A 14,770-nucleotide genomic window follows, 5' to 3' on the forward strand; every position below is an offset into this window, starting at 1 on the left:
CCTCGGCGGACCAGGGCTCTACCTCGTGGCGGGCTCGGGTTCCGGCGCGGTCGTGACGTCCGTGCCCGACGGCGGCGCCTCGCCGGCCGTGCGGCCGTCGCGGTACGCGGCGATCGACAGGGTCCGCAGGCGGGACGACCGGCCCGACGGGTTGTCCACGAACCCGACGGCCGAGATGTACGGCTCGATGACGTGGATCTTCTGCAGCGGCGTGACGATGAGCAGCTGGAGCCCGAGGCGGCGGAACAGCTCGAGCGCGAACCGGGTCGACTCGTCCGACCCCCGACCGAACGCCTCGTCGATGACGACGAACCGGAACGCCGTCGAGCGCACCGCGCCCCAGTCGAGCTTGAACTGGTAGGCGAGCGACGCCGCGAGCACGGTGTACGCGAGCTTCTCCTTCTGCCCGCCGGACTTGCCGCCGGAGTCGGAGTAGTGCTCGTGCTCGGAGTCGTCGGCGCGCGACCGCTCCGACGCGGAGAGCACGAACCAGTTGCGGACGTCGGTCACGCGGCGGCGCCACGCCTCGTCCAGGTCGGTTATGCCCTCCCGGCCGCGGAACCGCTCGACGAGCGCCTTGACCCGCAGGAACCGGTCCTCCGAGTAGGACAGCGCGGCGTCGGCGAGCGACCCGTCGCCCTCGGCGAGCGCGCGGTCGTCCTCGGCGAGGATCCCGTCGCCGTCGGTGCACGCGCGCAGGTCCTGCTGGAACTCGCGCACCTCCAGGTTCGGCGTGCGCGACATCTCGAGGCGGATGTACCGGCCCGGGTTGTAGTCGATCGCGCGCAGCGAGTCGTTGATCGTGTCGATCCGGTCGCGGATGACGTCGGCCTGCTTGGCGAGCTCGGCCGCGAAGCCCGCGATGTCGCGGATCGCGTTCGTGTTGAGGTACGCCTTGAAGTCGGCCTCGAAGCGCGGGAGGTCGTCGCGCACGAGCCGGTCGTGGATCTCGCGGTAGCCGTCGGCCGACCGCACGTCCGCGTCGAGCTCGGCCGTCTCCACCGGGTAGGCCGAGCGGAACGACGCCATCTGGCCCGCGACGCGCGTCCCGAGGTCGGCCCGCTCGCGCTGCGCCTGCTCCGCCTCGGCCGTGAGCCGCGAGCGCACCGCGTTCTCGACGGCGTCCAGGTCGGCCGCGCGCGTCGGGCCGGTCGCGCCGCCCCGGTCGGCACCGTCCCGGTCGGCACCGTCCCGGCCGGCGCCGGCCGCGCCGACGGCCGCGAGCTCGCGGTCGAACTCCGCGGTGAGGGCCGCCGTCGTCTCCTCGTCGAGCGCCTCGCCCGCGCCGTCGAGCACGGCCCGGGCCCGCTCGCGCGCGGTGCGCGCCTCGTCGAGCGCGTGCCGGTCCGCGCCGAGCGTCGCGACGACGCGGTCGCGCTCGGCCTCGAGCTCGCCGTGGCGGCGCGCGTTGTCGTCGAGCAGCGTCGCGATCCGGCCGAGCTCGTCGCTCGCCTCCTCGAGCCGCCGCTTCTCCTCGGCGAGCTCGGCGATGCGCGCCGTCTCCGCGCCGCGGTCGAGCTCGTCCCAGTCGCGGTAGACGTCGAGCCGCCCGAGCGCGGCCGAGCGCGCCTGGAGGTCGGCGCGCGCGGCGGCGGCCTCGTCGCGGCGCCGCGCGAGCGTGTCGCGCCGCGCGGTCACCTCGGCCGCCTGCTCCAGCAGCGCGTCGATCTTGGCCTGCGTCGACCACCCGAGCACGTAGCCGCGGCGGTCGTCCACGGCGCGCGTGTCGTTCTTCTCGTGGTGGTCCGGCGAGTGCTTCACCTGGCCCGCGCGCGTGATCGCCCGCGGCAGCCGGCGGAACGCGTCGAGGTCGGGCGCGCACGCGTGGTCGGCGCGGCGCTCCAGCTCGGCCTCGACCCACGCCGTGAGCGACGGCGCGTCGTCGAGCCGCCGCACGTCGAGCAGGTCGGCGAGCAGCGGGACGTCGTCGCGCGGCGCGGGCCGGGCGGCCGGGACGCGCGCGGGCACCCGGTGGTACACGAGCCGCAGGCCCAGGTGCTCGCGGTCGACCCAGGCGGACACGGCGTCGTAGTGCGCCGCGGGCACGAGGAGAGAGAGTGCGAAACCGCGCAGCACGCGCTCGGCCGCGCCCTCCCAGTCGGCGTGCTCCGGGCGCACCGCGAGCAGCTCGCCGACGAACGGCACGTCCGCCGGGGAGAGCCCGACGCCGGCGCACAGCCGGTCGCGGACCTCCAGGTGGGTGCGCGGCAGGTTGGAGCGCCGGTCGGCGAGGCTCGCGAGCTCGGCCTTGACGTCGGCGGTCTCCTGCTCGACGGCACGCACCTCCGCGGCGACCTCGCTCGCCCGCTCCTCCGCCCGGGCGAGGCCGTCGCGCACGCGCACCGCGGCGTCGTCGGCCGCACGTCGCAGCGCGGCGAACGCCTCGGCGTCGACCAGCGCGGCTGCCACGGCCGCCGCCCCGCCGCCGAACCCTGGCTCGCTCCCCACGACGCCCTCACCCTGGGGGGAGACCCCGGGTTCGGCAGCCTCGGGTGCAGCGAGAGTGAGGCCCGCCGCGGCGGCGTAGCCCGCGAGCTGGGCGACGCGGCGCTCGCGCGCGGCGCGCTCGACCTCGCGGCGCGCGACCTCGCCCTCGATCGCGGCGAGCCGGTCGCCGCCGTGGCCCGCGCGCTCGAGCTCGAGCCGCTGCCGCTCGGCCGCGAGGAGCCCCAGCTCGTCGCCGACCCGCTGGCGGCGGGACTCGCCGTCCGCGACGCGCTCGTCGAGCGCGCCGATGAGCCCGTCGAGGTCGGCCACGCGGCGCGACGCCGTGAACGCGCGCAGGGCGTCGCGGCGCGCCACGAGCGCGGCGGACCGCTCCCCCAGCGCGTCGTGCGCGTCGCAGTCCGCGAGCAGGGGCGCGAGGCGCTCGATCTGCGCGGTGGCCCGCACGACGGCGTCGTGCGCGCTCGTGAGGTCGTCGAAGTGGGCGACGAGCCGGTCCGTCCACCGGTCGGCGTCGAACGGCTCGAGCATGTGCTCGCGCACGAACTCGCCGAGGTCGCCGACCGACTTCATGGACACGGTCTGGTGGAACAGGTCCATCGCCTGCTCCGACGGGATGCCGAGCAGGCGGCGGAAGTCGCGCCCGTACTCGGGGAAGTGGTCGCGCACCTGGGCGCCGGACTCGCGCAGCCGACGCCGCAGCGCCGCCACGTCGCCGCCGAACCCGGCGAAGTCCGCCGTGATCGTCAGCGGGCGGTCGGCCGTGACGAAGAACCGGTCCGGCTGGCCCGACTGCCCCGGCGCGAGCCAGAACACCTGGGCGAGCGTGACCTCCTGGTCGAACCCGCGGTTGGAGAACCGGCCCAGCACCACCGAGTACGTGCCGCGCTCGCGCAGCCCGACGTGACGCGTCGTGCCCGTCGCCTCGTCGCGCTCGGACTTGTAGTGCCCCGCGACGTACGACCGCAGGGACCGCTCGCGCGCGCCCGCCCCCGCCGCCTTGTTGTAGGAGATGCGGTGCGACGGCACGAGCAGCGTCGTCACGGCGTCGACGATCGTCGACTTGCCCGACCCGATGTCGCCCGTGAGGAGCGCGTTGCGCCCGTCGAGGTCGAACGCCCACACACGCTGGTCGAACGTGCCCCAGTTGAGCACCTCGAGCCGCTCGAGGCGGAAGCCCGCCCGGGCGTCGAGGTCCGCCGCCGGGTCGTGCAGCTCGACCGCGCTGAACAGGCCCTCCATCACGCCACCGTCCTCGTCGTCGTGCCTGCGCTCGTCCCTGCGCTCGTCCCTGCGGCCGTCCCTGCGCCAGCGCTCGTGCCCGACGACGTCCCGCGCGCCCCGCCGTCCGCGGCCAGCTCCAGGTACTGCGCGAGGCGCGCGTCGAAGTCCGCGAGCCACTGCGCGTCGACGAACGCCTTGAGGATGCGGCGCACCTCGTACCGCCGCGCGTCCCCCGTCGCGGCGTCGGCGTCGTCGCCCGGGGTCCCGCCGTCGGGCGAGCCGTCCGGGTCGGGGCGGCCCGCCGGGCGCAGGAATCCGAGCTCCACGACGCGCCGGACGAGCCCGTCCACGCGGTCCACGAGCCGCGCCTCGTTGGCCGCCGCGCCGGCGTCCTGCGCGAGGAACACCCGCAGCAGGTCGACGATCTCCGCGCGCGCGAGCACGAGCCGCGTCTCGCCGCCCTCGGAGTCCGCCTGCGCGAGCCGCTTGCGCAGCAGCGCGAGCAGCAGGCTCACGTCGAACGGCAGCTCGCGGCGCGGGATGAGGCGGGGCACGCGCTCGTCGCGCTCGTGCTCGGGCTGCGAGCGCAGGTAGGCGTAGCCGTCGCCCTCGTCCACGACGACCTGGAGGCCCATCATCGCGACCGTGTCGCGCACCTGCGCCTCGCGCGCGAGCAGGTCGCGCCACAGCGCCTCGCCGGACTCGCGGTAGACGACGCCCTTGAGCAGCGACGTCACGACGACGGACAGCTCCGGGTCGCGCGCGGTGCGGGTCGTGCTCACGAGGTCTCCTCCGGGGCGGTGTCGGCGGTGTCGGCGGTGTCACGGGGGTGCGGGCCGGGCGGGGTGCCGGGGACGGAGACCGGGTCGCGCGGAGGACCGCCCGCCCCCGTGCGCCGCGCGTACGTGACGCGCGGGAGCCGCGCGACGCGCAGCACCGGGTCCGGCGCCCCGTCCTCGGCGACGGGCCCGGTCGGGGCCTCTCCCTCCCAGCGCACCTCGTCGGTGCGCTCCTCGTCGTGCACGACGACGAAGCGCGGGTCCTCCAGGGACAGGTACGTCACGAGCTCGGCCAGCCCGTGCTCGAGGGGCGCGTCGGCGAGCAGGTCGGCGAGCGCGACCTCCCCCGGGCCGCCGGGCCGGGAGAGCGTCGCGCGGACGGCCCGCGCGAGGCGCTCCGGGTCGACGTGCACCTGGTCGTACAGCGCGTCGACCTCGAAGTCGTCGTCGCCGGCCTCGACGTGGTCCGAGTCGAGCCGGGCCGTGGGCCGCGGCGTGAAGAGCGGCCGCTCCGTCGGCAGCACGACCTCCGGCGCGACGGCGTCGACCGCCATCCCCGGGGGGCCTCCCGCGCCCGGGCCGCCCGGCCTGCGGGCGACGTCGCGCGCGGCGAGCGCCTTCGCCTCCACGCCGCGCAGGATGTCCATGACCCGCCGGTTCTCGAGCCAGACCTGGTCGTCGAGGAAGCGGCGGAGCTGCTCGGAGAGGGTCCGCACGGTCGCCTGCGTGCGCTCGCCGGCGTCCAGCCAGTCGTAGTGCACGCGGCGCAGCCGACGGTGCTCGTCGTCCGCCGCGGCCCGCACGGCCGCGTCGTGGGCCGCGGGGGCCGCGGGTGCCGGCCGCACGACGTCGGGCACGATCGCGTCGAGGGACTGGACGCGCTCGACGAGCGCGGCGAACTCCTCCTGCCGGCGGCGGTCGAGGAGGAAGTCGTAGAACGCGTGGAACGACCGGCCCTGGTCGGACTCCGCGATGGCCGTGCGCGACCGCACGACCTCCTCGAGCAGCTCGCCCTTGGCGCCGTCCCAGCCGGTGATGCGCTCGCGCAGCTCGCGGTCGAGCGAGCGGAAGTTCGCCTCGACCTCGCGGAAGTCGGAGAGCAGGTCGGCGGCGGTCTGCGTGAGCTGCTGGTAGCGGTCGCGCTGCGCGGCGGCGTCGAGCACGGCGACGCGCCCGGCACGCACCTGCGCGATCTCCTCGTCGATCGCGGAGCGGCGCTCCTCGAGCTCGCGCAGACGCTCCGCCGGGTCGGTCTGCGTCCCGACGGCGAGCTGGCGCAGGAGCTCGAAGACCGTGTTGAGCCGCGACTCGGTGCCGACGAACCCGCGGCCGCGCAGCGACGCGACCCAGCGCACGGCCTGCTCGACGGCGGGCGTCGCGTCGTAGTGCGGCTCGCCGGAGCCCGGCGGGTACCAGGCGCGCAGCCAGCCCTGGTCCGGGTGCGCCCAGTGGTCGACGTACGCCTGCGGGGTGCGCGGGTACCGCGGCTCTGCACCGTCACGACGACCGCCGCCCCGGACGGACCCCCCGTCGACCGCCCACAGGTGGTCGTCGAGCCGCGCGACGAGCTCGCTCTCGGGGATCGCGCGCACGTTGTCCTCGACGAACAACGTGCCGAGGAACGACAGCACGAGCGGCGCCGTGTCCGCGCGCAGGAGCCGCCACGCCGCGCTCGACCGTCGCAGGGAGTCGACGTCGTCGTGCTGCACGCAGGTCCTCTCAGGGGAAGGGCGGCCCCGCGGGAAGCACGGGCGCCCCCAGATCTTAGGTCGGGCAGCCCCCGGCGCCCGGACGACCCACCGGTCGGACCGACCCGGCCCGACGGCGAGCGATGCACCAGCGCTCGAGAGATGCGCCCAGAGGTGCATCCGTCGTGCCGCCGTGCACCGCTCGGCAGCGGCCCGGATGCGGGGCCAGGATCCGGGACCATGGTCCCTGTCGGCCGAGGGTGCGGGCTTCGTAGCCTGGGTGCGGCGCCGAGCCGGCAGCGCGCCCACCCTGCCGGCCGGCGCCACCTTCTGCCCGCCCGCCGGGGCGTCCCCCGACCCGGCGGGGCCCCGCGGACCCGAGGACCGCCCGTGACCGGAACGACCACCGCCCTGACGGACGACGCGCGCCCGGGCCGGACGCCGTCGGGCACGGGGAGCGCGCAGGACGCGGCGTTCGACCCGTTCGCCCGCCCCACCGGCTGGACCCACTCCCGCGGCGTCCTCTTCGGCGAGATGCTGCTGTTCGGCCTGCTCAGCCTGACCGCGGCGTTCGTGCTGTCCTACGACGCCGTGCTCCTCGCCGCGAACCCGACGGCCACGCTGTCGTGCGACGTCAACACCGTGCTGTCGTGCGGGACGGTCGCGCAGTCCTGGCAGGCGCAGGTGTTCGGGTTCCCGAACGCGTTCCTCGGCCTCGTCGCCGAACCCATCGTCATCACGACGGCGGTCGCGGCGCTGGGCGGGACGCGGTTCCCCCGCTGGTTCCTCTTCGCCGCGCAGTGCGTGTACTTCCTCGGGGTCGTGTTCGCCTACTGGCTCTTCTACCAGTCGATGTTCGTGATCGGCGCGCTGTGCCCGTGGTGCCTGCTCATCACGGTCTCGACGACGCTCGTGTTCGCGTCGCTCCTGCACTGGAACGTCCTGGAGGACAACCTGTACCTGCCGCGCGCCGCGCAGGCGCGGCTGCTCGGGTTCGTCCGCTCGGGGGCCTTCGGCTACCTGGTGGCGGCGTGGCTCGTGGGTCTCGCGATCCTCGTGGTGCTCAAGTACGGCCCTGCGCTGCTGGCCTGACGGGACCCCCGCACGCGGCGAGCCACGCCGAGAACGTCCCTGCACGCCGTCGAGCACGAGGTTGCTCCCGGAAAGAGGACGGGAACGACAGCAACCTCGTGCTCGACGCGGACGGGGGTCAGCCGGTCAGGGGCTCAGGGGGTCGTGGTCCCCAGCGAGTAGGCGCCCGAGCCTGCGTAGGCGTGCACGACGAACCGGTAGTAGCCCGCTGCGCCGTTGTACGTCAGGGACTCGTTGGCCCCCGGCGACGTGGACTGCGCGACCGTCACCCACGAGTACCCGTTCCACTGCTGCAGGTACAGGTCGTAGTCGCTCCCGGCCGGGCCCGTGACGCAGCCGCGGTGGGAGCCCGCGGTCGCGGCCGTGTAGTACGACCCGTTCGGCTGCACGGCCGTCGCCCCGGCGGAGAGCGTGCCGGTGTACGTCCGGGCGTAGCCGGTGCACCCGGTCGGGGGCTCGGGGTCGCCGCCCCCGCCGTCGCTCGTGACGAGCGTGAGCCCGTACGCGGAGAGGATCTCCCCGACGGGCTGGAAGTACGTCGTGCCGCCGGAGCTGCAGTTGCCCGACCCGCCGGAGGTGACGCCCTGCGCCTGGTTGCCCGCGAGCAGCGAGCCGCCGGAGTCGCCCGGCTCGGCGCACACGTTCGTGCGGATGAGGCCGGTGATGGTGCCCTGCGCGTACGTGACCGAGGCGTTGTACGCCAGGACCGTCCCGCAGTGCCAGCCGGTCGTGGAGCCCGACCGGCACACCGACGCGCCGACCGGCGCCTGCGTCGCCCCGGCCACGGCCACGCGGCCGCCGGCGTAGTTGTTCACCGCGCCCACCGGCGTGTTGCCCGCGTCGACCTGGACCCAGGCGTAGTCGTTGCCCGGGAAGCTCGACCCGCGGAACGTGCCGGCGGGGCCCGAGGTGCGCGCACCGACCGAGCCGCAGTGCCCGGCGGTGACGAACCCGCCCTGGACCGCGAACCCGACGGAGCACCGCGTCCCGCCGCCGATCGTGTAGGCGTTGCCGCCCACGACGTCGACGAGCGGCCGCGGCACCTCGGTGGTCTCCTCGTACGCCACCGCGTCCGCGGGCACGCCCGCCGCCGCGACCTGCGCGGCGACGTCGGACTCGCCGCCCTCGCGCACGGAGACGACGACGCGGTTGCGCGTCACGTCGACGTACCAGCCCGGCAGCGCCGCCGGGTCGTCGGCGAGCGCGCCGTCGAGGGTCGCGCGCCAGGACTCGAGGTCGGCGAGCGTGTGGTCCACGGTCACCGCGGTGGCGCCCTCGGCCCGCACCGCACGGGCGTCGGCGGCGTCGGTGACGCCGACGTAGAGGACGTTCGCGGCGTCGTCGACCCAGGCGCCGGCGTAGTCGGCGCCCAGGCGACGCTCCAGCGCCGCCTCGGTGCCCGCCGCGTCGGACTGGAAGGCGAGCCGCGTCCGTGCGTCTCGCGCGCTGAGGCCCAGGTCGCGCTGCAGCGCGCGCTCCAGGCCGGGGGTCGTCTTGGGGACCGCGCGCACCGTCGCGCGCTGGTCCTCGGGGGCGGGCGTGCCCGCGACGGCGTGCGTCGCGGCCGCGCCCGTCAGGAGCGTCGCGGCGGCGGTGACCGCGGCGATCCTCCTGCGGAGTGGTCGTGTCATGTCGTCCATTCCCTTCGCCGGGCCGGGCGGCCCGGTCGAGGGTCACGCTAGGGAGACGTCCAGCCCACGCCCAGATCGCGATCAGGTCATACGCGGGCGCTATGTGCGGGCTCGCCCCTACGCGATCTCCACCGGGTGCTCGGCACGCCAGCGCCGGTAGCGCGGCGAACGCTGCACCGCGTCGCGGTGCGCCCCCGCGGCGGCGCGCGCGATCGCGTCGACCGGGAGGCGCTCGGCCGCGTCGCGGCGCCAGCCCACGTGGTGCGTCCAGCGCAGCGGAGCCCCGTCGAGGGCGACCGTCCGCACGCCCGGCGCGTCGAGCAGCACCGGCTGGACGAGCGCGACCGCGTGACCGCCGCGCACCTGGTCGATGCACGACGTCCGGTCCGACTCTCCCATCGCCCGCGGCGTGAACCCCGCCCGCACGCACGCGCTCACGAAGCACCGCTCGAAGCAGCCGCTGCCGGGGGCCGTGAGCCACAGCGCGTCGGCGAGCTCGCCCAGCCCGACGGCGTCCCGCGCCGCGACCGGGTGGTACTCGTCGACGAGGACGAACACGGGGTCCGTCGAGACCGCCGTCCACACGACCCCGCCCTCCGCCGGCGGGGCCGCGTCGCCGCACATGCCGACCAGCGCGACGTCGAGGGTCCCGCTCGCGAGCCGCTCCGCCGTCTCCTCGACGGACCACGACGTCGCCGTGGTGACGAGGAGGTCGTCGACCCCGAGCGCGGCGGGCAGCGCCGCGTGCAGGCGGTTCGCGAACAGCCCTCCGATCGCGGAGCTCACCGTCCCCACGCGGACGGCCCCCGTCGTCGCCCGGTCGGAGACGTGCCGCCGCGCGTCGTCGACGAGCGCCGCCATCGCGGGCAGCACGACGCGCGCGTGCCGCAGCACGAGCTCACCGAGCTCGGTCGGGCGCGCGCCCAGGCGGTCGCGCGTGAACACGCACCCGCCCAGCGCGCGGTCGATCCGGTTGAGCTGGGCGGTGAGGGCGGGCTGCGCGAGGCCCAGCGACGCCGCCGCCTTGGTCACGCTGCCCGACTCGGCCACCACCACGATCATGCGCAGGTGCCGCACCTCGAGGTCCATGCCACCCGAACGTATCGGTACGCGCCCGCCCTGTCTCGCCCGTCTCGCCCGCCTCGCGACCGCGACCGTCGCCCGACCCGGGCGTCAGCCGACCGGCACCAGGAACCCGTCGCCCACAAGGCCCCGCACGGTCGGCAGCAGCTCGCCCGCGAGGTCGTCCGCCGGCACCTCGAAGAGCGCGGCGATCGCCCCGACGAGCTGCCCGACGGTGAGCTCGCCGTCGCTCGCGCCGACGAGCGCGGCGAGCCCCGTCGACGCCTGGACGGCCCGCCCGAACCCGTCGCCCTGGCGCAGCAGGACGACCGTCGGATCGGGAGCGCCCGGCGTGTGGAACCGCTCCTCGGTCACGTCGGACGCGACGGCCAGACGCGCCTCCGCGAGCGCGGCGTCGTCGCGCGCCGTGAGCCAGTCGTGCGCCGCGAGCGACGCCGCGAGGTGGCCGCCGAGGGGCTGGCGGACCGGCCCGGTGCGTTCCTCGAGCCGGCGCAGGGTGGGGCGGGCACCGTCGAGCGGACGCCGCAACGTCACGATGCCGAACCCGACGGCCTCCACGTCGCGGGCCGCGAAGTCGTCGAGCCACGCGGCGTAGGCGGCGGCCCAGGCCGCGGGCTCGCGCTCCGGCGTCGTCCCGCCGTCGCGGATCCACGTCTCGGCGTACTCGGCCGGGTCCTGCACCTCGCGCTGGACCACCCAGCCGTCCAGCCCCGCCTCGTCGAGCCACGCCCCGACGCGCTCGTCCCACGGGACGCCGCGGCGGTGCTCCCAGTTGCCGAGGAGCTGGGCCACGCCGCCCGGTGCGAGCACCTCGCCGACGCCCGTCACGAGGTCGCGCACGACGTCGTCGCCCGCACGCCCGCCGTCGCGGTACTCGTACTCGGGCAGCGCGCCGGCGCCGCCGGCGCGGGGCGTGATGACGAACGGCGGGTTCGACACGACGAGGTCGAACCGCTCGCCCGCCACGGGCTCGAGCATCGACCCCTCGCGAAGCTCGATCGGTGCAGCAGGCCCCGCAGTCGTGTCGGGCTCCGTGTCGGCCGCCGTGTTGAACGCCCCGTTGAACGCGGTGTTGAACGCCGTGAACCCGAGGGCGCGCCGCGAGATGTCGGTGCCGACGACCGACCGCGCGTGCCGCGCGGCGTGCAGTGCCTGGATCCCGCAGCCCGTCCCGAGGTCGAGCACGCGCCCGACCGGGGTGCGGACCGTCACCTGCGCGAGCGTCAGGGACGCCCCGCCCGCGCCCAGGACGTGGTCCGGCGCGAGCCGGCGACCCGTCGCGAGCTCGCTCAGGTCCGAGGACAGCCACCACGTCACCGGGCCCGCCGCGTCCGACGCCGCGTAGGGCCGCAGGTCCACGACGGCGCGCACGGCGTCGTCGTCCGCCGCGCCCGCGGCCTCGACCAGGCCGAGCCGCCGGGCGCCGTCGACCCCCGTGCGACCCAGGGCGGCGTCGACCGCAGCGCGCGGGACGTCGTCGCCCAGGAGGAAGAGCGCGGCGAGCGCGTCCGTGGGGTCGCCCTCGCGTCCCCGCAGCGCGCGCCGCGCGGGCACCGCCTGCTCGCGGTGCAGCGCGGCCGAGGCGACGGGGCCGAGCACCCGCTCGACGCCGTCGACCGTGAACCCTGCCGCCGCGAGGTCCGCGCGCAGCGTCGCGGCGGCCGCCGCGAGCTCCGCGGGCGCGAGGCCCGCACCGGGCGCGGCGGGGCTCACGAGACCGTCCGGCGCGGCGGGCGTGGACGAGGCAGGGACGGCGTCGGCGGGAGGCATGGGTCCATCCTGGCGGATCCGCGCGCGGGGCGGTCGGTCCGGCCCCGGACGCGCCGGACCCCGGCGCGCCGAGGCGGGCCGGGGTCCGGAGGGAGCAGGGGCGTCAGCAGTTCTGCGTGCCGTACACCGCGACGTTCTGGGCGGAGGTCTGGAACGACTCGTCGGTCATGAGCGACGTGATGGAGGACAGGTCGGCGCTGGCCGGGTCGTCCACGGCGGTCTCGAGCGTGTCGGTGAGCTGGCGGAAGACGCCCGTCACCGTGTCCCAGTCGCCGCTGATCTCGGCGGGAGCCTCAGCCGCCTCGAGGGACGCGGTGAACGTCTCGAACTCGGTCACGGCGGCGGCCGGGTCGCTGGAGTCGATCGAGCCGAGCGTGCTCTGGGCGTCGAGGAGCGTCTGGTAGGCCGTGCAGAAGTCGCCCGAGGCCTCGGCGTCGCCGGACTCCTCCTCCGTGGGCTCCTCCGACTCGGCGCTGTCGGTGGACTCGTCCTCGGCCGGGGTCGTCTCCTCGGACGCGGTCGTCTCGGAGTCGGTGCTCGCGTCGTCGCCCGAGCCACCGCAGGCGGCGAGGCCGAGCACGAGGAGGGCGCTCGTCGCGAGGGCGGTCGTGGTCTTCGTGATCGTCAGTCGGTTGCGCATGAGCCCCATGGTTTCGCATGCCGTCGCGTCGCGCGCCCCCAAACCGCCGGGGTGGGGACCGCTCCCCATGTGGCGAGCGCCACGGGACGCAAGACCTGCGCGCCCCCGGTCAGTGGGTGCAGCCCGCCCGGAAGTAGTCGGTGACCGCCTGGGACGACGACGTGAGCGCGCCCGTGTCGATGCGCCGCCCGACGCGGTCGATCGCCCGGGACAGCTCGCCCGTGTCGCGTGCGCCGGTCGCCTCGACCTCGTCGGCGATCATCGTGAGATACGTCGTCACGACGGCCCAGTCGCGCGCGATCTCGCCGGGCGGCGTGGCCCCCGCGAGCGTGTCGCGGGCCGTCGTGAACCCCTCGACCAGCGCCTCGGGGTGCTCGACGGTCAGGTTCACCTGCGCCTTGGCGGCGACCCCCCACGCGACCTCCGCGTCCCGGCAGACCGGGTCGACGGCGGTCGCGGCGGCGGGGTCCGCCGTCGTGCCCTCGGCCTCGTCCCCCGGCTCGGCCGCCTCGTCGTCGGGCGTGGTCCCCGGGGCGTCGTCGGCGCCGCCGTCGTCCACCGGGGCGGCGTCCCCGCCCTGGGGCGCGGCGGGCGGCGACGGCACGGCGGCCGGGGCGGCGTCGGGCAACGACACGACGTCGAACGCCCCGCTCGCGACGACGGCCAGGCACAGCCCGGCGACGACGGCGAGGACCGCGGCGTGGGCCACGGCGCGCACCGGTGATTGCATGGCCCCTATGATGACGCCTCGCGCGCGCGAGGCGAACCCCGCGAGCCGTCCCGGCCCGCGGGTCCTGCCCGCCCGTCGGACGTCGACCCGTCGTCAGCCCATCGTGTTGACGATGAGCCCGATGTGGGTGAAGAAGTTCATCGCGCCGAACAGCAGGAACGCGACGCCGGACAGGCCCCACGCCCACCCGATGACGACGCGGACGACCCGGCGACCGGAGCGGACGGCGAAGGGGAAGAGGATCGCGCCGACGCCGACGAGCGCGATGAGCCCGGACATGAAGATCGCCTCGACGAGCGGGTAGGCGGCGAACGCGCCCGAGATGGGCTCCTCCGGCGGGGCGGCGAAGAGCTGGTACGTCACGCCGGCGATCGCGATGGCGACGAGGCCGAGTCCCATGCCGAGCACGAACACCGAGACGGGGCGGGCCACGGCCTGCAGGTGCTCCGTCGCGTCCGCGCGCTCCAGCGCGGTCCGGCCACGGGTCCACAGGTAGAACGCCGCAGCGACCAGCAGCACGCCGAACGCGAGGCTCGTCTCGCCGAAGATGATGTTGTCGAACGGGAAGCCGCCCGCGGCGAGCGGCCACGTGAGCGTCATGTGCAGCCCCGTCGCCGTGAGGATCGTGCCGAGCACGCCGAACGCGAGCGACCAGCCCTCGACGACGACCTTCCCCGGCGATCGGAGCAGCTCACGCCCGAGCATGACCAGCAGGATCAGCCCGGCGCCGACGGCGACGGACATCACGGTGTTGTACGTGGGCATCTGCGCCCAGTCGATGACGAGCCCCTCGGCGGCGACCATCTCTGTCCACTCCTCGTTCGTTCCCACGAGCCGCACTCACGACCCGAGGGCGATAACCATACGAACGTATAGGTTATTCCTCGCCCGCCGCACCGGGTCCGTCCGCACCCCCGGCGAAGAGACCCGCCCCGTCGAGGTGGAACCCTCCTCGGCCCGGAGCCGGTGGGTCGACCTCACTACGATGGCCGCGTGGACGAGGGAGCGGGGACCATCGACCGGGAAGCGCGGCGTGACGGGGAGAGCGCGGGGGCCGGGGCGGTCCACGACGCGACGCACGACGCGCCGCACGGCGCGCGCGCCACGGTGCAGGGACGCAGCGCGCAGCGGCAGCGCGCGATGGCCGAGGCGGCGGCGCACCTGCTCATCGAGGAGGGCTTCGGCGCCGTGACCCACCGCCAGGTGGCGCGGGCGGCGGGCGTGCCGCAGGGCTCGGCGTCGTACTACTTCCCGACGAGCGCGTCGCTGGTCTCGACGGCGGTCGAGGCCGCGGAGGACGTGCGCGCGACGGCGGCGCAGGAGCGGGCCGACGCGCTGTCGCGGGAGCCTCGTTCGAGCGCGGCGACGGCGCGCGAGCTCATCGAGACGCTGTACGCGCCGCACGTGGACGACACCGTGGTCGACGTGCGGCTGGACCCGATGCTGACGGCGATGCGCGACCCTGCGCTGCGGCCGATCATGCGCGCGTCGCGGCCGCGTCTGCTCGCCGCGGCGCAGACCGTGCTGGACGCGTCGGGCCACGCGCACGTGTCGGACGTCGACCTGGTGGCGCACGTCGTCGACGCGGCGCTGCTGTCCGCGGCGGCGGCGGAGGACGGGCGCGTGCTGGACCACGCGACCGAGACCGTCGCGCGCTTCCTGGACCACTGGCACTGAGGCGCACTAAC

11 protein-coding genes are annotated in these 14,770 nt (G+C 75.9%); 2 read left to right on the forward strand and 9 right to left on the reverse strand.

Features of this window, described 5'->3' with window-relative positions; genetic code table 11:
* Positions 1-18: 18 nt before the first annotated feature.
* The 3 genes from ACFC2L_RS01650 to ACFC2L_RS01660 are packed head-to-tail and all read right to left on the reverse strand — an operon-like array spanning position 19 to position 6,157.
* Complete coding sequence (locus tag ACFC2L_RS01650) at positions 19-3,687, reverse strand: ATP-binding protein (protein ID WP_375822762.1); 3,669 nt, start codon at positions 3,685-3,687, stop codon at positions 19-21.
* The gene (locus ACFC2L_RS01655) at positions 3,687-4,451 is read right to left on the reverse strand and encodes a DUF4194 domain-containing protein (RefSeq protein ID WP_375822491.1); all 765 of its coding nucleotides are present in this window, start codon (positions 4,449-4,451) and stop codon (positions 3,687-3,689) included. Before ACFC2L_RS01655 ends, ACFC2L_RS01650 begins: the two co-directional genes overlap by 1 nt.
* Positions 4,448-6,157, reverse strand: coding sequence for a DUF3375 domain-containing protein (locus ACFC2L_RS01660; protein ID WP_375822492.1), 1,710 nt, complete (start codon positions 6,155-6,157; stop codon positions 4,448-4,450). Before ACFC2L_RS01660 ends, ACFC2L_RS01655 begins: the two co-directional genes overlap by 4 nt.
* Positions 6,158-6,526: 369 nt before the next feature.
* Between ACFC2L_RS01660 and ACFC2L_RS01665 the strand changes: the two genes are divergently transcribed.
* Positions 6,527-7,228: a vitamin K epoxide reductase family protein gene (locus ACFC2L_RS01665; protein WP_375822493.1), complete on the forward strand. Its 702-nt coding sequence runs from the start codon at positions 6,527-6,529 to the stop codon at positions 7,226-7,228.
* Between the two features lie 134 nt (positions 7,229-7,362).
* Here ACFC2L_RS01665 and ACFC2L_RS01670 read toward each other — a convergent pair whose 3' ends face one another.
* The 6 genes from ACFC2L_RS01670 to ACFC2L_RS01695 form a co-directional block, all read right to left on the reverse strand.
* Positions 7,363-8,859, reverse strand: a complete 1,497-nt coding sequence (locus ACFC2L_RS01670; protein ID WP_375822494.1) for a S1 family peptidase — start codon at positions 8,857-8,859, stop codon at positions 7,363-7,365.
* 117 nt (positions 8,860-8,976) lie between these two features.
* Positions 8,977-9,948, reverse strand: a complete 972-nt coding sequence (locus ACFC2L_RS01675) for a LysR family transcriptional regulator (RefSeq protein ID WP_375822495.1) — start codon at positions 9,946-9,948, stop codon at positions 8,977-8,979.
* 84 nt (positions 9,949-10,032) lie between these two features.
* Positions 10,033-11,712 (reverse strand): methyltransferase, encoded by a 1,680-nt coding sequence (locus ACFC2L_RS01680; protein ID WP_375822496.1) that lies wholly within the window; start codon positions 11,710-11,712, stop codon positions 10,033-10,035.
* Positions 11,713-11,815: 103 nt separating this feature from the next.
* Positions 11,816-12,352 carry a hypothetical protein gene (locus tag ACFC2L_RS01685; RefSeq protein WP_375822497.1) on the reverse strand — a complete coding sequence of 179 codons (537 nt, stop codon included), beginning with the start codon at positions 12,350-12,352 and terminating at the stop codon, positions 11,816-11,818.
* 109 nt (positions 12,353-12,461) lie between these two features.
* Positions 12,462-13,082 carry a hypothetical protein gene (locus ACFC2L_RS01690; RefSeq protein WP_375822498.1) on the reverse strand — a complete coding sequence of 207 codons (621 nt, stop codon included), beginning with the start codon at positions 13,080-13,082 and terminating at the stop codon, positions 12,462-12,464.
* A 93-nt stretch (positions 13,083-13,175) separates the two neighbouring features.
* Positions 13,176-13,913, reverse strand: a complete 738-nt coding sequence (locus tag ACFC2L_RS01695) for a DUF981 family protein (protein WP_375822499.1) — start codon at positions 13,911-13,913, stop codon at positions 13,176-13,178.
* Between the two features lie 162 nt (positions 13,914-14,075).
* Here ACFC2L_RS01695 and ACFC2L_RS01700 point away from each other — a divergent pair, with 162 nt between their 5' ends.
* On the forward strand, positions 14,076-14,759 hold the full coding sequence (locus tag ACFC2L_RS01700; RefSeq protein ID WP_375822500.1) for a TetR/AcrR family transcriptional regulator: 684 nt from the start codon (positions 14,076-14,078) through the stop codon (positions 14,757-14,759).
* The last annotated feature ends 11 nt before the right edge of the window (positions 14,760-14,770 follow it).

Source organism: Cellulosimicrobium sp. NPDC055967 (genome assembly GCF_042269845.1).
Classification (GTDB): Bacteria; Actinomycetota; Actinomycetes; order Actinomycetales; family Cellulomonadaceae; genus Cellulosimicrobium.